Origin of the sequence: Hyphococcus aureus (genome assembly GCF_042643165.1) — a bacterium.
Classification (GTDB): Bacteria; Pseudomonadota; Alphaproteobacteria; order Caulobacterales; family Parvularculaceae; genus Hyphococcus; species Hyphococcus aureus.
The window spans coordinates 19,090-37,490 of the sequence record NZ_JBHRSH010000002.1 but is presented as its reverse complement, the minus strand read 5'-3'; the positions used below and the strand labels follow the sequence as shown (position 1 = coordinate 37,490).

General features: G+C 58.2%; 12 protein-coding genes and 1 riboswitch. Of the genes, 4 read left to right on the top strand and 8 right to left on the bottom strand.

The genetic code is table 11. The features are described from left to right. Window positions 1-66: 66 nt before the first annotated feature. Window positions 67-198: riboswitch (SAM riboswitch) on the bottom strand. 107 nt (window positions 199-305) lie between these two features. The 7 genes from ACFOOP_RS13220 to ACFOOP_RS13190 all read right to left on the bottom strand — a co-directional run bounded on the left by ACFOOP_RS13220 (window position 306) and on the right by ACFOOP_RS13190 (window position 11,414). After that, on the bottom strand, window positions 306-1,571 hold the full coding sequence (locus ACFOOP_RS13220; RefSeq protein WP_379881587.1) for a SulP family inorganic anion transporter: 1,266 nt from the start codon (window positions 1,569-1,571) through the stop codon (window positions 306-308). A gap of 15 nt (window positions 1,572-1,586) precedes the next feature. Further along, complete coding sequence (locus ACFOOP_RS13215) at window positions 1,587-2,429, bottom strand: AraC family transcriptional regulator (RefSeq protein ID WP_379881586.1); 843 nt, start codon at window positions 2,427-2,429, stop codon at window positions 1,587-1,589. 15 nt (window positions 2,430-2,444) lie between these two features. Then, a complete protein-coding gene (locus ACFOOP_RS13210) occupies window positions 2,445-3,629 on the bottom strand; it encodes an LL-diaminopimelate aminotransferase (RefSeq protein ID WP_379881585.1) in 1,185 nt (394 codons plus the stop codon). A gap of 83 nt (window positions 3,630-3,712) precedes the next feature. After that, window positions 3,713-8,227 (bottom strand): glutamate synthase large subunit, encoded by a 4,515-nt coding sequence (gltB, locus tag ACFOOP_RS13205; protein ID WP_379881584.1) that lies wholly within the window; start codon window positions 8,225-8,227, stop codon window positions 3,713-3,715. 46 nt (window positions 8,228-8,273) lie between these two features. Then, entirely contained in the window at window positions 8,274-9,716 is a 1,443-nt protein-coding gene (locus tag ACFOOP_RS13200; protein WP_379882896.1) for an NAD(P)-dependent oxidoreductase, read from the bottom strand. Window positions 9,717-9,735: 19 nt separating this feature from the next. Next, a complete protein-coding gene (locus ACFOOP_RS13195; protein WP_379881583.1) occupies window positions 9,736-11,055 on the bottom strand; it encodes an ammonium transporter in 1,320 nt (439 codons plus the stop codon). Between the two features lie 20 nt (window positions 11,056-11,075). Then, a complete protein-coding gene (locus tag ACFOOP_RS13190; protein ID WP_379881582.1) occupies window positions 11,076-11,414 on the bottom strand; it encodes a P-II family nitrogen regulator in 339 nt (112 codons plus the stop codon). Window positions 11,415-11,857: 443 nt separating this feature from the next. Between ACFOOP_RS13190 and ACFOOP_RS13185 the strand changes: the two genes are divergently transcribed. From ACFOOP_RS13185 to ACFOOP_RS13170, 4 genes are all read left to right on the top strand, one after another. Next, on the top strand, window positions 11,858-12,664 hold the full coding sequence (locus ACFOOP_RS13185; protein WP_379881581.1) for a TorF family putative porin: 807 nt from the start codon (window positions 11,858-11,860) through the stop codon (window positions 12,662-12,664). A gap of 224 nt (window positions 12,665-12,888) precedes the next feature. Next, window positions 12,889-14,340 (top strand): circularly permuted type 2 ATP-grasp protein, encoded by a 1,452-nt coding sequence (locus ACFOOP_RS13180; protein ID WP_379881580.1) that lies wholly within the window; start codon window positions 12,889-12,891, stop codon window positions 14,338-14,340. After that, complete coding sequence (locus tag ACFOOP_RS13175; protein WP_379881579.1) at window positions 14,340-15,281, top strand: alpha-E domain-containing protein; 942 nt, start codon at window positions 14,340-14,342, stop codon at window positions 15,279-15,281. Before ACFOOP_RS13180 ends, ACFOOP_RS13175 begins: the two co-directional genes overlap by 1 nt. Before the next feature lie 84 nt (window positions 15,282-15,365). Continuing rightward, a complete protein-coding gene (locus ACFOOP_RS13170) occupies window positions 15,366-16,286 on the top strand; it encodes a transglutaminase family protein (protein ID WP_379881578.1) in 921 nt (306 codons plus the stop codon). A 37-nt stretch (window positions 16,287-16,323) separates the two neighbouring features. Here the strand turns inward: ACFOOP_RS13170 and ACFOOP_RS13165 are convergent, their stop codons facing one another. Further along, window positions 16,324-18,363 (bottom strand): calcium-binding protein, encoded by a 2,040-nt coding sequence (locus ACFOOP_RS13165; protein ID WP_379881577.1) that lies wholly within the window; start codon window positions 18,361-18,363, stop codon window positions 16,324-16,326. Window positions 18,364-18,401: the final 38 nt, after the last annotated feature.

Genomic DNA, 18,401 nt, shown 5'->3' with positions numbered 1-18,401 from the left:
TCCGGAAATTCGCTTGAGAGACCTAAATCGGACGACATATTGCCACTCTGGCGTCGTGCTTCGTCCGACCCATCTCTCGGGAGGACCAATCGAAATTGGCGTCCCGCAGGAATTGGCACCTTTCCAAAAAGCCGGTCTGACTTTCTGACGGTTGCCCCAGCGTCAAAGGGCCTATCCCTCGGCTGGTCTTGATGAGTTAGTCGGGAGATACTTCGCGACCGCGAAGGCGTCAACAGTATATTTCAACCAAAGGGTAAAAATAGCTAAACCAGCTAATTTATTAGCCTTTTCCGCCAAAAGAGCTTTCAGCGCTCCGGCGTTTCCCAATCAGCCGGGGGAACATGACGGCGCTGGAGGCGGATCGCAAGACCGAGAGAGACCCCCACGCCGATGGCGATGGTCAGGTCAGCGACCACCGTGAGCATGAGAGTCAGAACCAGCAAGACCCGATCGGATACGGGCCCCTCAACCAAATAGCTGCGCCATTTATGCGGCTCGCTCATATTCCACGCGGTGATCATGAGGAGCCCGGCCAGGGCCGGCATGGCGAGATAGGACGCGAGCGGCGCCGCAGCGATCATCACGACCAAAATCGTCAGTGCATGGACAATCCCCGCCACAGGCGTCTTGCCGCCTGCCCTGACATTCGTCGCCGTGCGGGCAATGGCGCCGGTCGCGGGAAGACCGCCAAAAAGCGCCGAACCGATATTCGCGGCGCCTTGAGCGAGAACTTCCGCATTTGGACGATGGTGACCGCCACTCATGCGGTCGGCGACCATGGCGGACAAAAGGGATTCAACGCCCGCCAGAAATGCGATGACGAAAGCCGACGGCAACAACTCCTGAACCCGCGCCAGCGAAAAGGCCGGAAGCTGCGGCGCAGGCAGATGGTTGGGCAACGCGCCAAAACGCGACCCGATTGTGTCCACAGGCAGCGCAAAGACAAGCGCGGCGATGGAGGCGAGTGCAACAGCGACAATCAAGCCAGGCAATTTCGGCGCGAGATTGCGGAACAAAACAATCAGGACCATCGCTCCGGCGCCAAGCCCGAAAGCCACCGGACTGAAACTCACCCGCACCGCCCAAAGCGCCGGAATTTTTTCAAGAAAATGCGCCGGAACCGCCTCCATGGAGAGGCCGAAAAGGTCTTTCAACTGGCTTGCGGCGATGACGACAGCGATGCCGATCGTAAATCCATTAACCACCGCTTCCGGCACAAAGCTGATCAGCTTGCCCGCCTTCAAAAATCCAGCCGTCAGGAGAATGATCCCCGCCATAAAGGTCGCGAGAACGAGCCCATCATAACCGTGTTCCGCGATGACGCTGTAGACGACGACAATAAAAGCGCCAGTTGGCCCGCCGATCTGCACCCGGCTTCCGCCCAGAGCGGAAATCAGAAATCCCGCGACGATTGCGGTCACAATTCCCGTTGCCGGATCGGCGCCCGAAGCGATGGCGATCGCGAGGCTGAGCGGCAGCGCCACCATGGCGACGGTGACGCCGGCGAAAACATCCGCCGCGAACAACGCCGGCGTGTAGGTTTTGATCGTTGTCAGAATTTTCGGCTTCATGCCGGCCCTTGCGTCTTATCCTACGAGGCTGAAGGGCGAACCATGATTGATTTTGCGGCGCTCGGCCAGCGTCATTCGAACAAGAATATGCGGGCCGTCGATAAATTCCTGCGGCGTGCGGCCGTTGAATTCCTTAAACTCGCGGATGAAATGCGCCTGATCATAATAGGCGGCGCGGGCGACTTCGCGCCAGTCCGTCAGATCCATCCAGGTCAGCCTGTTGGCGGCGTGCAGCGCACGGAATTTCCGGTGCAGTTTTTTCGGCCCCGCGCCGAAATAGGCCTTGCAGAGGCGGTCAACCTGACGATGCGATAGCTCGACGCTGTCAAGGAAATAATCGACCTCTTTGGGTTCTGGATCGACAATCCAGTTTGTCACCTGGTCGATGAAATCTTCGCGCACACGCCATTGATCCGAGACAAGCGAAAGAAACAGCGCATCGGCGGCGCGCACCACGGACGGATCGTCCGGCGCATTCATGACGCCATCAATCAGCGGCGCCGCAGACGCCGCTGCCTTGTCGCGTAAGGGCATGAAACGGTCGGCCGCCGTCTCGGCGCTGTAACCGAACAATTTGCACCATCCCAAAGGCGTAATGGCGGCGCCGAAGATTTTCGTCCCGGCGGCGAACTTGATCCGGCTCCAGCGATTGGTCGGTCCGCAAAGAACAGCGTCAGGCGGCCGGAAAGGCTCTTCACGCCCATGAAGGTCGGATATCACCTCACCGCTCAGGATAAAACGCACATTAGCGATCTCTGCGCGCATGATATCGGCGACGTCAAAGGGAAGTGAAAGGAAATAGTAGCTGCTGACGAATTTCTGCAGAGGAGCGCAGGGCTCGTAATACGCAAACTCCACAAAACCTCCCGGGCGCTAATTCCCCTGAAACACCTTCTTCAGGTTACGCGCCGCCTGCCTTATGCGCTGCTGGTTTTCAACCAAGCCTATACGCACAAAGCCTTCACCATCATCGCCAAAACCAAGCCCCGGCGCAACCGCAACATCGGCCCGCTCCATGAGCATCTTGGCGAATTCCACCGAACCCATAGAGCGGTATTTCTCCGGTATCGCCGCCCATGCAAACATAGACGCTTCAGGAGACGGAACGTTCCATCCGGCGGCGGTAAAAGACTCCACCAGGACGTCCCGGCGGCGCTTATAGATGGCGCGGATTTCCTCAACGCACTCCCACGGCCCGTCGAGAGCGGCGACCGCCGCCACCTGAATCGGCGTGAAGGCGCCATAATCGAGATAGGATTTGACCCGCGCGAGCGCATTGATGAGACGCTCATTCCCGACCGCCATACCAACACGCCATCCAGCCATGGCGAAGGTCTTCGACAAGGAGTTAATTTCGACAGCGATGTCTTTTGCGCCGTCGACTTCGAGGATCGAGGGCGGCGGCGTGTCGCCAAAATAAATCTCGCCATAGGCAAGGTCGGAAAGGATGATGATGTCATGCTTTTTGGCGAGAGCGACGGCGTCTTTATAAAAGTCGAGGCCAACTGTCTGCGCCGTCGGGTTCGACGGATAGTTCAGGACCATCGCCCGCGGTTTCACATGCGCGCGACCAATCGCTTCCGACAGGCCTGACAGATATTCCTCCGGCGACGGCGCAGGCACGGGCATGATCACCCCGCCAGCGATGATAAAACCGAAAGCGTGAATTGGATAGGCGGGGTTCGGCGCAAGAATGACATCGCCCGGCCCGGTAATCGCCTGCGCGAGGTTCGCGAACCCCTCCTTGGAGCCGATGGTGGCGACGATTTCCGTTTCCGGATTGAGCTTTACGTTGAAGCGCCGCTCATAATAGCGGGCCATGGCGCGCCGGAGCCCGATAATCCCGCGCGAAGCGGAATAACGATGGGCCTTCGGGTTGCGCGCCGTCTCACACAGCTTGTCGACAATATGCGCCGGCGTCGGCATGTCCGGATTGCCCATGCCGAGATCGATGATGTCGCGCTTTTCGGCCCGCAGCTGCGCCTTCAGCTTGTTCACCTCCTCGAAAACATAAGGAGGAAGCTGCTTGATGCGGTGAAACTCTTCCTGAGTGCTCATGGCGATACTTGTCTACACGCTTTTTGTTGGTTTTATGGTCACCGGCCTGTCCGGTGACGACAAGCCGCATTTATTCTAGATACTCAAGCTGATTTGGCCGCGTCTGCAATTGCTCTCTCGCGCGCGAGAATCTCGCGCGGCTCGACCACCCAGAATTTCGAGCGGGCGCCCGCCCAGTCATCAAGGATGTCGCGCGCTCTCGGCGAGCGCGTTTCGCGCCAGTGACGCTCCACAAGCGCGAGACATTCGTTATCGTCCTCGCCATCGCGGAAGCCGCGCAGCTCGACGCTTTCGGGATTGACCGAGGATTCAAAATCGCCGGTGTCATCGAATACATAGGCGCGCCCGCCGGTCATCCCTGCGCCGAAATTCGCGCCCACGGTTCCAAGGATCACCGCAATGCCTCCGGTCATATATTCGCAGCCATTGGCGGAGCAGCCCTCGATCACGGTGACGGCGCCGGAATTCCGGACGGCGAAACGTCCGCCGGCGCGGCCCGCAGCAAAGAGCGCGCCCGACGTGGCCCCATAGAGGCAGGTATTGCCAATGATGGCGTCATTAGCGGTGGAATTCTGGTCCGCCGGACGCACAACCAAGGTCGCGCCGGAAAGCCCTTTGCCCACATAGTCATTGGCGTCGCCATCAACGATGATTTTGAGGCCGAATGTCGAGAAGACGCCGAGCGACTGTCCCGCAGAGCCTTTCAGCCGCAGCGTGACATGATCCTCGGTCAAATCTTCCGCGTTGTAGTTGCGGACAATGAATGACGAAGTGCGCGCGCCGATCGCGCGGTCGGTGTTTTTCACAGGATAGGAAAGCTGGACTTTCTCCCGGCGCTCGAAAAACGGTGCGAGATCGGGAGCAATCCGTTGATCGAGCGTATCATCAACCTCCTTGCGTCCCGTGCGCGAAGACCGTTTCGGTCTTTCACCGGCGTCAACAAGGGTCAGGATCGGGTTGAGGTCGAGGTCGTCGAGATGCGCCGCGCCACGCGAGACCTGATCAAGCAAGTCAGCCCGGCCGATAATTTCCTCCAGCGATGTCGCGCCGAGGCTCGCAAGTATCTGCCTGGTTTCTTCGGCGATGAAGGTCATCAGATGAACGACATGTTCTGGCAGTCCCGGGAAGCGCTTACGCAGATCTTCATCCTGCGTGCAGACGCCGACGGGACAGGTGTTGGAATGGCACTGACGAACCATGAGGCAGCCAAGCGCCAACAGCGACACCGTGCCGACGCCATATTCTTCGGCGCCGAGCATCGCCGCAATCACAACATCGCGGCCCGTGCGAATACCGCCATCGGTGCGCAGGGTGACGCCTTCGCGCAGATTGTTGAGCGTCAGCACCTGATGGGCTTCGGCGAGGCCAAGCTCCCATGGGGCGCCGGCGAATTTGATTGAGGTCTGCGGCGAGGCGCCGGTGCCGCCGACATTGCCGGAAATCAAAATGACATCGGCTTTCGCCTTGGCGACGCCCGCCGCAATCGCGCCGATGCCGGAGGCGGAAACAAGCTTAACGCAGACCCGTGCGTCTGGGTTGATCTGTTTCAGATCGTAAATGAGCTGCGCCAGATCCTCGATGGAATAAATGTCGTGGTGCGGCGGCGGAGAGATCAGGGTCACGCCGGGCGTCGAATGGCGCATCCGGGCGATGAACTCGGTCACCTTGAAACCGGGGAGCTGGCCGCCCTCGCCGGGCTTCGCCCCTTGCGCAACTTTGATCTCTAACTCTCTCGCCTGATTGAGATATTCGGCTGTTACCCCGAAACGGCCTGAAGCGACCTGTTTGATCGCGGAGTTGGCGTTGTCGCCATTCGGCAGCGGCTTGTAGCGCTCCGGCACCTCGCCGCCCTCACCCGAAACCGACTTCGCGCCGATCCGGTTCATGGCGATATTGAGCGCGCCATGGGCCTCCGGCGAAAGCGCGCCCAGCGACATGCCCGGCGTCACAAAGCGGCGGCGAATATCATTAGCGGTTTCGACTTTGTCGACGCCGATAGAATCGCCCGCCGGATGCACCCGAAGGAGATCGCGGATCTGCGCCGGCGGCTGGTCCGCCAGCGCTTCGGAGTAACGCGCATAAGCTGCGGCGTCATCATTTCGCACGGCTTGTTGCAAATCCTGGACAAGACCGGCTTCGAGAATGTGATGCTCACCGCGGCGGCGGTGACGATAGAATCCGCCGACCGGCAAGCGCGCAGCTGCGCTGCCCCAGGCTTGCGCGTGCAGCTCCGCCGATTTCTTTTCAAGACCGGACAGGCCAATGCCGGAAATCCGGCTGGTCATGCCGGGAAAAAATTCCTGCACCAGCGTGCGCGACAAACCGAGCGCTTCGAAATTGCAGCCGCCGCGATAGGCGGAAATAACCGAGATGCCCATCTTGGAAATGATTTTGAGAAGCCCGGCTTCGAGCGCTTTTTTGTAGTTATACGCACAACGGCCTAGCGCCAGTCCCGGGAACCGTCCCTGCGCATGGGCCTGCGCAATGGAATCGCATGCGAGATAGGGATTCACCGCCGTCGCGCCGACGCCGACCAGCACCGCCGCATAATGCGCGTCCACGCATTCCGCCGAGCGCACAATGATCGAGCAATAGGTTCTGACGCCCGCCTTGGTCAGATGCGCATGCACGCCACCGGCCGCGAGGATCATCGGAATCGCAAGACGGCCCGGCCCCTGATGCTCGTCGGTCAGCACAATGCTGCCCGCACCGTCGCGCACCGCCGCCTCGGCGTCGGACCGGATGCGATTGAGCGCGCTTTGCAGCGCCTCGCCATTATTGCGGACATTGCCCACGGGGTATGTGCAGTCGATCTCGACGATTTTCGAGTCAAGATAATCCCACAAACGCGCATACATGCCGTTGGTCAGGATCGGGCTTTCCAGCACAAACACATCAGTCTGTGTTTTATCCGTGACAAGAATATTGCCGAGATTTTTAAACCGGGTTTTGAGGCTCATCACCCCGTCTTCGCGCAACGGATCGATGGGCGGGTTCGTCACCTGGCTGAAATTCTGGCGGAAGAAATGAGAGAGCGGCCGGTAGTTTTCAGAAAGAACCGCGATCGGCGTATCATCGCCCATGGAGCCAAGCGGCTCCTTACCATCTTCGACCATGGGGCGAAGGATCAGCTCCAGCGCTTCCAGATCATAACCCGCAGCGCCCTGACGGCGCAAAAGCTCCTCGCCCTCAAAGACGCCTTCTTCCGATCCCGGGCCGATTTTCGGCTCCAGTTCGACAATGTTGCCGAGCCATTCCGTGTAAGGATGTTTTTCCGCGAGCAGGTCAAGAATTTCTTCAGAACCGTAGAATTTCGCGTTCTCCATATCGACCGCGATCATGCGCCCCGGTTCGATAGCGCCGCGTTTTTTCACTTCGCGGCCTTCCAGCGGACACATGCCGGTTTCGGAACCAACCGCAAGGATGCCGTCATTGGTGATGGCGTAGCGCAGCGGCCTCAACCCGTTGCGGTCAAGACCCGCGATCGCCCACTGCCCGTCATAGGCGGCGATGGCGGCGGGGCCGTCCCATGGCTCCATCACAGCATTGCAATATTCATAAAGCGCCCGCCATTTCGGCGGCATGACGGAAAGGCGCTTCGACCATGCTTCAGGAATAAGAAGCGTTTTCGCCATCGGCGCTGTGCGCCCCGCCCGCACCAGAAGCTCAAACACCTGATCGAGAGTGCCGGAATCCGACGAGCCCGGCTGGATCACCGGTTTGATATCATCGCCGTCGCCGCCAAAGACTTCCGCCGCCATGGGAATCTCATGGCTCTTCATCCAGTTGACGTTGCCTTTCAGCGTATTGATCTCACCATTATGGGCGAGCATGCGGAAGGGCTGCGCGAGGCGCCATTCAGGAAATGTGTTGGTGGAATAGCGCTGATGGAAGATCGCGACGCGCGAAATGAACCGCTCATCCTGAAGATCGGGATAAAAATTGTCGATTTCATGCGCGAGAAACATGCCCTTGTAGACGATGTCCTGCGATGACAGCGAACAGACATAAAGCTCATGCAATCCTTCAAGACGGGCGCGCTTTTCGATGCGGCGGCGCACGACGTAAAGAATGCGGTCAAGCTCTTCCTGGCTGCGGCCTTTCGGATCGCAAAACAGGATCTGTTCAATGTCGGGCCGCGTCGCATTGGCCTTGGAGCCCAGCACACGCGCCTGCACCGGCACCTGGCGCCAGCCGTAAATGTAAAACCCGCGATGAAGGATTTCGGATTCGACAATCGCCCGCGCGGCGTCCTGCGCGCCGAGATTGGTGCGCGGCAGAAACAGCATGCCGACGCAAATATCGCGGCCGTCATCCTTGTGGCCCGTGCGCTCCACGAAAGAGCGGAACAGTTGCTGCGGCACATTGATACGAATGCCGGCGCCGTCGCCGGTCTTGCCATCGGCGTCCACGGCGCCGCGATGCCAGACGGCTTTCAGCGCCGCGATCGCCATCTCAACGATTTCCCGGCGCGGCTGAGCGTCGAGCGCCGCGACAAGGCCAACGCCGCAGGCGTCACGCTCGGAAGACGGATCATAGGCGCCCGCTTCGGTGAGGCGGTCGCGGCGGCGCAGATAGGTCGATACGCAGTCAGTCATCGGTCTTGTCTTCTATTCGGTTTTGGTTGTCAGGGTGGCGGGCGGTTTATTCAGCGGCGATGGGCGTTTCCGCCGTCGCCTTGAGCCGCTCGGCAATCGCCGCCGCGGCTTTGCGCCCATCCACAATCGCCCAAACAACGAGCGAAGCGCCGCGCACGATATCGCCCGCGGCGTAAACGCCCGGAATGCTGGTTTCCAGCGTTTCCGGGTCGACGCGCAGCGTGCCGCGCGCCGTAACTTTCAGTTCAGGGGCGCCAAACATCTCCGGATGGTCTTCCGGTTCGAAGCCAAGCGCCTTGATCACCAGATCGGCGTCGAGATCAAACTCGCCGCCTTCAACTTCCACCGGCGCGCGGCGGCCGGAAGCGTCCGGGCTCCCCAGCTCCATACGCGCCACCCGAATGCCGGCCGCCTTGGCGGCATCGCCTCTCACCGCCTTCGGCGCGGCGAGCCATTCGAAAATAACGCCCTCTTCCTCGGCGTTGGCGGTTTCGCGCACCGAGCCCGGCATGTTCTTGCGGTCGCGGCGGTAAAGACAGGTCACGGACTTCGCGCCTTGCCGCACGGCGGTGCGAACGCAATCCATCGCCGTATCGCCGCCGCCAATGACGACGACGTTCTTGGCCTGCGCATCGAGTTCGCCGTTGTCATAAGCGTCGACCTTGTCGCCTAACCCCTTGCGGTTCGAGGCGGTCAGATAATCGAGCGCAGCGACAACACCGGCATTGCCGGCGCCCGGACACGCAAGATCACGCGCTTTATAAACGCCCGTAGCCACCAGCACGGCGTCATGGTCGGCGCGAAGCTCGGCAAGGCTTGCATCGCGGCCCACATCGAAATTATGCACGAACTGAACGCCGCTCTTTTCTAGATGCTGCGCGCGGCGCGCAACCACGGTCTTGTCGAGTTTGAAATTCGGGATGCCATAGACCAGAAGCCCGCCGGTGCGGTCATAGCGGTCATAGATCTTCACTTGAAAACCTTCGCGGCGCAGCTCTTCGGCGGCGGCGAGCCCTGCGGGCCCGGCACCAATAATCCCTACAGATTGAGGAAGCTCGCGCGCCGGACGGACCGGCTTTACCCAGCCCTTTTCCCAGGCGGTCTCGGTAATATATTGCTCCACCGAACCGATGGTCACTGTTCCGTGTCCGGACTGTTCGATGACGCAGGAGCCTTCGCAGAGCCGGTCCTGCGGACAGATCCGCCCGCAGATTTCCGGCATGTTGTTCGTCGCTGAAGAAACTGCATAAGCCTCTTCAAGACGGTCTTCGGCGACAAGTTTCAGCCAGTCGGGAATATCATTGCCGAGCGGGCAATGGTCCTGACAGAACGGCACGCCGCATTGGGAGCAACGGGCCGCCTGCGCCTTGGCTTTTTCGTCGGCGAATTTTGCGTATATCTCACCAAAATCCCGGCGACGCTCGCCGGGATTTCGTTTCACTGGCGTCTCGCGATCACGCGAGACAAATTTCAACATGCGCTCGGAAATGAGAGCCTCCCTGTCGAAATCACCCTTTAGAGAATTCCGGATAAGCTTCAAGCCCAAGTTCGGCTTTGTCCAGACCCAAACGCTCATCTTCCTCGCTGGCGCGAATGCCAAGCGTGTATTTCAGAGCCAGCCAGCAGATTAAGCTAACTACGAACACGAATACGCCAATGGCGAGAATGCCAAGCGCCTGCACGCCATAGGTTGCATCGCTGTTGGACGCAGGGACGATGATCGTGCCCCAGATGCCGCACAGAAGATGCGCCGGGATCGCCCCAACCACATCGTCGATGCTGAACTTGTCGAGCACAGGAACGGCGAAGGTGACGATCACGCCGCCAACGGCGCCAATCAGGATCGCCTGCCAGATCATCGGCGCAAGCGGCTCGGCCGTAATGGAGACAAGCCCGCCAATCGCGCCGTTCAAGACGATTGTCAGATCGACTTTCTTGTAGACAACCTGAGTCAGAATAATCGCCGTCACAACGCCGGCGCAGGCGGCCATATTGGTGTTCACGAAAATCCGGCCGACAGCGACCGCATCCTCAATTGTTCCCAGCGCAAGCTGAGAACCGCCGTTGAACCCGAACCAGCCGAGCCAGAGAATGAAGGTGCCAAGGGTCGCCAGTGGCAGGTTGGAGCCCGGAATCGGCGTCACTTTGCCGCCCACATATTTGCCAATGCGCGGCCCGAGCACGATGGCCCCGGCGAGCGCCGCCCATCCGCCAGTGGAATGCACCAGCGTCGATCCGGCGAAATCGGAAAAGCCTTTCGCATCGAGCCAGCCTGCGCCCCATTCCCAAGAGGCCTGGATCGGATAGATGAAACCCGTCAACAGCGCCGTGAAAATAAGGAAAGGAAACAGCTTAATCCGCTCCGCCAGCGTGCCCGAGACGATCGACGCAGCGGTCGCGACGAACACCATCTGGAAATACCAGTCGGAATGAGAGCCATAGCCGACCCCCATGGGATCGCTGTCGTCAGGACCCCATGTCGTGAAGGAGCCGATAAAGCCGCCTTCTGCGACGCCGTAGATCAAATTATAGCCGACGAGGTAAACCATTAGTCCGGCTACAGAATAAAGCGCGATATTCTTCAGACAGATAGTGGCCGCGTTCTTGGAGCGAACGAGGCCCGCTTCAAGCATGCAGAACCCTGCCGCCATGAACATCACAACCATTCCCATGACGAGGAATAAAAGCGTGTTAAAGACAAACACAGAGGTGTCGGACGCCGGCGCCGGCGTAGCGGCGGCCTCCGTCGCTTCCTGCGCAAACCCTTGAGACGCGCCAAAAGCAATGAGCGCCGCCGTTGCAACGGCTATAGTATTTTTGTTTTTCATGATGATGTTCCCGCTCGTGATTATAGCGCTGCCGCGCCGCTTTCGCCGGTGCGCACGCGCACTGCGTCTTCCAGATTAAGAACGAAAATCTTGCCGTCACCGATGCGGTCGGTTTTCGCTGCGTCCCGGATTGTTTCGACGACTTTCGCCGCCTGGCTCGCCTCGACGGCGATTTCAAGTTTGACTTTAGGTACGAAGTCGACGCGATACTCCGCGCCGCGATAAACTTCGCTGTGCCCCTTCTGACGACCGAAGCCTTTTACATCGGACACAGTCATGCCCTCGACGCCGATGGAGGTCAGGGCGGTCCTGATCTCTTCGACGCGGTGCGGCTTCACTACAGCGATAATGTATTTCATCTGTCAGCCTCTTTTGTTTTGTTTTTCGCCGGCGCTCGCACGATCACAGAGAAAAGAATCGCATCGGCGTCGATTCTGCAGTAACGCTAACAATCAGATAGTTGCGACGCAACGGCAATCTGCTGCAGTAGCGAAATTTTTTACCTTGTATTGGCATTTTATGCTAATTTAATGGTCACTACCTCCTGATTCCGGACTTTTTCCTGCTTTTTTCGCTGTAGATGCCCATTTTGACAATTTTATTATTGTGCAACGCAATAGATGCAGACAAGCTCCCCAAGCGAATGACGTTCACTCATCCGTGTACGTTGTAAGTAAAAAATAGCAGAGGACCGCCCACCAATCGGTGCGGGAAACGTTCTTTGCGCAAGATAACAGCAAGAACAGGCGGGGGGTCGCGGTAAGTAGAGGCCGCGCCGTAATCGCGTAAAGAGGAGATAAAAATGAGATCATTTCTGAAATTGTCGAGCGCCGCCGCCGCACTGATTGTAACATCCAGCATTTCAGGCGCTGCGTTCGCACAGGAAGAATCCGAAAGTCCGATTTCGTTCTCGGCGAACGTGACTTTAACTTCAGACTACCGTTTCCGGGGCGTCTCACAAACTGAAGAAGATCTCGCACTCCAGGGCGGCTTCGACGCAGCGCATGAAAGCGGCTTCTATGTAGGCACATGGGCATCCAACCTTGCAGGCTGGGGAACTTTTGGCGGGTCAAACCTCGAACTCGATATTTATGGCGGATACGCCACAGATATCAGCGATTTCGGCGTTGATGTCGGCGTTGTGTGGTACCTGTTTCCGGGGGGCCTTGATCGCACAAGCTATGGCGAGATTTACGGCTCCGTAGCCAAGAGCGTTGGCCCGCTGGACCTCACGGTCGGCGCCAATTACGCCTTCAAACAGGACGCTCTGTCACTGAACGACGTCAAACAGGACAACATTTATGTTTATGGCGACGCCGGGGTGACGATCGCCGACTCTCCGGTCTCTGTGAGCGCGCATCTTGGGTATACGGACGGCAACCCGGCGACAGGTCCGAATGGCTGGGTCCCCTCACCGACCGGCACCTATCTCGATTGGGCATTGGGCGTGTCATATGACCTGCCTTGGGGACCGATTGCGATTTCGGCGACCTATGTAGACACCAACATTTCGGAATCGGAAGCCGCCTCTTATCAGCTGGTAAACTCCGGATACCGCTACGGGATCGGGGACGCAGCGGCGGTCTTCGCTATTTCCGCATCGTTCTAGGCTTTCTTACAGGAAGCGACGCATGCTGCGTTGAGGGGCTGAATTTTCTTTTTATCGGCGCGGCATCACACAAGCACACGACGGCAGGGCAGACATGTTGTTTTCCCTGAATAAAACGAAAAGCCATGGCGTTCTCCCCGCCATGGCTTTTTATATAGGTTAGTCAATGTGAACTATCCGCGCCTGATTGCGTTATGTAGATCAATACATTATCAAGAGAGCTTATGGCGAAAGCAAATCCCTTCGCCGGTTATGACGCCGGCGACAATTATTGCGAACTTTTTGGACCGGCAGACGCCAAAGCTCCAATCGGCAACTCTAATCCGCTTGCGAAACGGTTATCAAAATATAACATCCGCACCTTAAATCAGCGAAACAGCGCCGCTGAACGAGAGCTGCATAATCTCGGCATCACCTTTACTGTCTATTCCGATGCGGGCGCCATTGACCGCATCCTGCCCTTCGACCCGATTCCGCGCCGCATTACAAAGGCGGACTGGAGCAAGATCGATCGTGGCTGCATACAGCGCGTCACCGCGCTCAATGCGTTTCTCACCGATATCTACGGCAAGCAGCAGATCATCAAAGACAAGATCATTCCCCGCGCGCTGGTGACGGGCAACAAGAATTTCCGCAAGGAAATGATGGGCGTCAAGCTGCCCCACAACACCTACACCCATATCAGCGGGGTCGATCTGATCCGCGATGAAGGCGGCAATTTTCTGGTTCTTGAGGACAATTGCCGTTCCCCCTCCGGCGTATCCTATGTGATCGAGAACCGGCACCTGATGATGCGCTCCTTCCCGGACCTGATGGAAGGCGTAAAAATCGAACCGGTCTCCAATTACGGCCAGCGCTTGCGGGAAACCCTGCACGAAACCGCCCCCAGCCGGGTTCAAAACCCGCGGATAGTTCTGTTGACGCCAGGCGTTTTCAATTCCGCTTACTTTGAACATGTGTTCCTTGCGCGCGAAATGGGCGTCCCTCTTGTTGAGGGGCGCGATCTCATCGTTGACGAGGAAGACCGCGTCTTCATGAAGACCATCTCCGGTCTTGAACGCGTGCATATGATCTATCGCCGTATAGACGACGAGTTTCTCGATCCGGAAGTGTTCCGCAAGGATTCGATGCTTGGCGTTCCCGGCATCATGCGCTCTCTCAAGGCGGGCAAAGTCTCGATCGCCAATGCGGTCGGCGCCGGCGTCGCGGACGATAAAGCCGTCTACGCCTATATGCCGCGCATCATCAAATATTACCTCGATGAAGAGGCGATCCTCGACAATGTACAGACCTATATCTGCCGCGAGAAAGACGACCTCGCTTATGTGCTCGATCACCTGGAGGAGCTTGTCGTCAAGCCCGTAGGCGAGTCCGGCGGCTATGGCATCGTTGTCGGTCCCAAAGCGAGCAAAGCCGAAATCGCCGGCGCGCGCCGCGCGATCAAGAAAAACCCGAAAAATTACATCGCCCAGCCCATGATCCAGCTCTCCGTTTCGCCGACCCTCACCAAGAACGGCCTGCGCGCGCGCCATGTTGATCTTCGGCCCTTTGTGCTGACAGGCAAGGAAAGCTGGGTTCTGCCGGGAGGACTGACACGCGTCGCCATGCGCGAAGGTTCGATCATCGTCAACTCCTCCCAAGGGGGCGGCTCCAAAGACACTTGGGTCTTACGCTAATGTTGCTAGCACGTTACGCCGAAAACGCATTCTGGCTCGGCCGCTATATGGAGCGGATCGAAAGCCTGTCCCGCTTGCTGATGGTGACGGAGAGCTTCGCCGCCGATCAGGATTCAGATGACGCCTGGGCGCCGATCCTGAATGTTTTCGCCGACACAGATGATTTCATGAAACGCGGCAAGCCCCTGACCGCGCTCAATGTGGCGAATTTTTATCTGTCCGACGCTGAAAACCCGAACTCCATTTCTTACGCCTCGCATATGGCGAAGGAAAACGCCCGCTCTTTACGGCATATTCTTTCCACGGAAAGCTGGCGGCATGTTTCCGTTTTTCACAACAGCATTACGACGCTGCAACGGCGCCGCTTCGCCCTCTCCAAGCTTTCAGAAATATGCATGAACATTCGCGAGAGCTGTTTTACATTTCGTGGTGTGATGGAATCGACCAGCTATCGCGACGAGGTCTGGCGTTTCAACCAGCTCGGCGCCGCGCTGGAGCGGGCCGACCAGGTGACGCGTCTTATCGACATCAAATATTTCCGTTTCGACCGGGATGACGACGATCAGGCCGCCCCGCCGGATGTCGCCTGGTGGAATACGCTGTTGCGCTCAGCCTCCGGCTACCATGCCTTTCAGCGGCGTTATTCTTTCAACGCCGACCCGGCGGACGCGGCGACCTTCCTGCTCTGCGATCCGTGGCTGTCATTCTCGGTCACGAATGCAGCGAATACCGCGCTTTACCAGATCCAACGACTCAATGAGGATTTCAACGCCGGCGCCGGACAGGATATCAAACGCGCCGGAGCGGCCCTCACGGAACGGCTGAAATCCCCGCCGGCGCGGCTTTCCGGGCGCAGCCTCCACCGCTATCTCGATCAGGTCCAGCAGGAGATTATCGCCCTCGCTATAGCTGTCACCGACCGCTATTTCGCCCCGGCCTGAGGCTAAACAAGGGTTTCGCTGGTTAACAAACCTGAAGACCGTGCTTACTTGTACGGTCATGAAAATCACTTATAGCAAGCGGTTATGAGCGTTCCGCAATTCACCGTCAGCACCGACCTCTGGCAGGTCAGGCATGTCACCCGTTATCGCTACGCAAAGCCGGTCACCTTCGGGCCACATCGCGCGATGTTTCGTCCGCATGAGAGCAACGACCTGCGGCTGACGGCTTTTGAAATCAACACCAATCCGGTTTCAGTCCATCATTGGCTCCATGATGTGTTTTCGAATTCAAAAGTCATCATGAATTTCGATAGCGCTCCGCCTTCGGACTGTCTGGAGATCACCTGCGTTTTCAATGTCGTGCGCAGCAGCGTTGACGTGCCTGTGTTCCCGATCGCCGCTTCCGCCCAACATTATCCGTTTAACTATCCGAAAGAACAAATTCCTGATCTGCTTGCGTTGATCCGGCCTGAATATGATCACCCGGATGCAGCGGTGAACGAATGGGCGAACAAACTGGCGCGCGCCGCCGGTGACGACACCTGGACGGTTTTGACCACGATCAACAACACCATCCACAAATCACTGGCTTACAAGCGCCGAGAAGAGCCAGGCATTCAGACGCCGCGGCAAACGCTTGAGCTTGGCGCCGGCTCCTGCCGGGACTTTGCCATCTTGATGATAGAGGCTGTGCGCCAGCTCGGATTCGCTGCGCGCTTCGTCACCGGCTATTTATATGATCCAGTTGCAAGCCAGAACGGCGCGCTCCAGGGAACCGGGGCCACGCATGCCTGGGTGCAGGTTTTCCTGCCCGGCGCCGGCTGGATCGAGTTCGATCCGACCAACGGACTGATCGCCTCCGGCAACCTCATCCGCACCGGCGTCGCCAGAACACCCTCTCAAGCCATCCCGCTCGACGGATCTTTCAAAGGCGCAAGCGATGCTTTCATTGGCATGGATGTTGACGTCCAGATCCTTGCGCTAGCGCCGACATTAAGGAGTTGAGACGGACCGCGCTTTTCGCCAGCAGCACATGCGTCTCCTAAACGAACAAAAAATCATCCGCATCGAGGTCCGCCGCGAGGACATTCGCCAGGGTGATGGTATCCCCGCCGCCGAGATCGATGACAACATTGCCGAAACCGTCATCGGCCATGGCAGCCTGAACATTCGTGAAGTCATCAAAGATTCCGTCATAGACCGACAGGTCGATAACGTCCCCGGCGCCGGCGCCGCCCTCAAAGCCGATGATCAGATCGTTTTCGGCGCCTGGCGTGTAAATGAAAACATCATCGCCGGAATTGCCGCGCAGTGTGTCATTGCCTGAGCCGCCGGCTAGGGTGTCATTATCGTTGCCGCCGCGCAGATCGTCGTCCCCGGCCTGACCATAGAGCTCATCGTCACCGGGATTGCCTTGAAGGGAGTCGCTCCCTTCCCCGCCGAGGAGGGTGTCGGCGCCTTCATTGCCTCTGACCAGATCATCATCAATCCCTGCGAACAGAATATCGTCGCCCGCTTCGCCTTTCATGGCGTCGTCGCCCGACGCGCCGCGAATCTCGTCATTATCGAGGCCGCCCGCAAGCGTGTCGCCGCCGGCGCCGCCGCGAATGTCGTCGTCGCCCGAATTGCCGCGGATCACATCGCGGCCATCACCGCCCAATACCGTGTCGTTGCCGGCGCTGCCGCGCAGATCGTCATTCTCAGATCCTCCATCGATATAATCATCGCCATTATCGCCATAGATCAGGTCGAAACCGGAACCGCCTTTGATCCTGTCATTGTCGACGCCGCCGCGAAGCGTGTCATCGCCAACGCTGCCATTGAGCGTATCGGCCCCGGCGCCGCCAAAAATCACGTCGCCGCCGCCGCCCCCGAAAAGGCTGTCATTGCCTGAAAATCCAAAAATAATGTTGCGGTCACTCCCGCCCGCCAGGTCGTCGTCGCCTGGCAGCCCCACCAGATAGGCAGCGGTGTTTTCACCGATAAAAGTAATGTTGTTCTCAGTGAGGTAATTGTCTCCATTGAGGACAAAAGAGCCCTCAAAAAAACCGTAAAATGTGATGGTCGCGTCAGCGGCGCCTTCGCCCGTGACGTCGATCTGTGCTTGCACCGTATAGGCGTTGACGGCCTTAATCTTTAGCCCGGATGGATTGAGCGTTACCGCTCCGCTGTCGTCATAGACATCGAAATGCACAAACTCCAAAGTGCTGCGCGGCGGGCCGTCGTCTTTGCCAAAATCCAGAATGGTGAGAGATATGGGCGTATCGACGCCAGGATCAAAATACCCGAGACCATCCAGAAAAAATGAATCTGTTGACCCGCCGCCGGCAACAACATCTCCGTCACCGATGGAAAACTGGCTTCGCCCCCCTCCTTCGCCGACCAATGTGTCAGCGCCATTTCCTCCACTAAGATAAGAGGAAGCGGTATCGCCATTCATATAAAGAAAGTCATCGCCGCCATTGCCGAACATCTGATCGAAATCGCTGGGACTGTCATTAATAAGAAAGTCATCCCCATCGCCGCCAAGAAGATCAACGCGCTCGATATTGACAAGCGTGTCCACATCACCCTCACCGTCGATCACCGTGTCGCCAACGCGGTGAAGAAAAACGGGCGCAGTCGTAACTGGAACGGCAGGCTCGTCAGGAAAATAGAAGTTAATTGAGCCTTGGTCGGGGCCTGCTGTGTAAATGTCGCGGCCGCCGCCGCCAATGATGGTGTCCTCACCGCTTGAGTCGACAAAAATTTCGTTGCCAAAATTGCCGACAAGCAAATCGTCGCCCGCGCCGCCGATCATTATGTAGAATGAATCGGTTGTCGTCGTTCCCGGAAAGGCCGTTGAGGACGACGCGGAATAAAGAATGTCGTCGCCATCACCGCCATAGAGAACCTCAAACCCGGTTTCTCCGAAAGCGCCGATAAAAGAACCGCCGACGATCATGTCATTTCCAGCGCCGCCACTAATGGAGTCGGCGCCGGCCCCGCCCACCAGCGTGTCCCTGCCGTCAAGGCCGTAAATAACATTCACGCCGGCGCCGCCGGTCAGCGAGTCATCCCCTGAAGTTCCATAGATCGGCATTTTTTCCGCCTGAATATTGCGCCGTACCGCTGACAGTA

Excerpts from the sequence above, each read along its gene's own strand:
- ACFOOP_RS13220 (WP_379881587.1), bottom strand. The coding sequence starts at position 1,571 with ATGAAGCCGAAAATTCTGACAACGATCAAAACCTACACGCCGGCGTTG.
- ACFOOP_RS13210 (WP_379881585.1), bottom strand. The coding sequence starts at position 3,629 with ATGAGCACTCAGGAAGAGTTTCACCGCATCAAGCAGCTTCCTCCTTAT.
- gltB (WP_379881584.1), bottom strand. The coding sequence starts at position 8,227 with ATGACTGACTGCGTATCGACCTATCTGCGCCGCCGCGACCGCCTCACC.
- ACFOOP_RS13195 (WP_379881583.1), bottom strand. The coding sequence starts at position 11,055 with ATGAAAAACAAAAATACTATAGCCGTTGCAACGGCGGCGCTCATTGCT.
- ACFOOP_RS13190 (WP_379881582.1), bottom strand. The coding sequence starts at position 11,414 with ATGAAATACATTATCGCTGTAGTGAAGCCGCACCGCGTCGAAGAGATC.
- ACFOOP_RS13185 (WP_379881581.1), top strand. The coding sequence starts at position 11,858 with ATGAGATCATTTCTGAAATTGTCGAGCGCCGCCGCCGCACTGATTGTA.
- ACFOOP_RS13180 (WP_379881580.1), top strand. The coding sequence starts at position 12,889 with ATGGCGAAAGCAAATCCCTTCGCCGGTTATGACGCCGGCGACAATTAT.
- ACFOOP_RS13175 (WP_379881579.1), top strand. The coding sequence starts at position 14,340 with ATGTTGCTAGCACGTTACGCCGAAAACGCATTCTGGCTCGGCCGCTAT.
- ACFOOP_RS13170 (WP_379881578.1), top strand. The coding sequence starts at position 15,366 with ATGAGCGTTCCGCAATTCACCGTCAGCACCGACCTCTGGCAGGTCAGG.
- ACFOOP_RS13165 (WP_379881577.1), bottom strand. The coding sequence starts at position 18,363 with ATGCCGATCTATGGAACTTCAGGGGATGACTCGCTGACCGGCGGCGCC.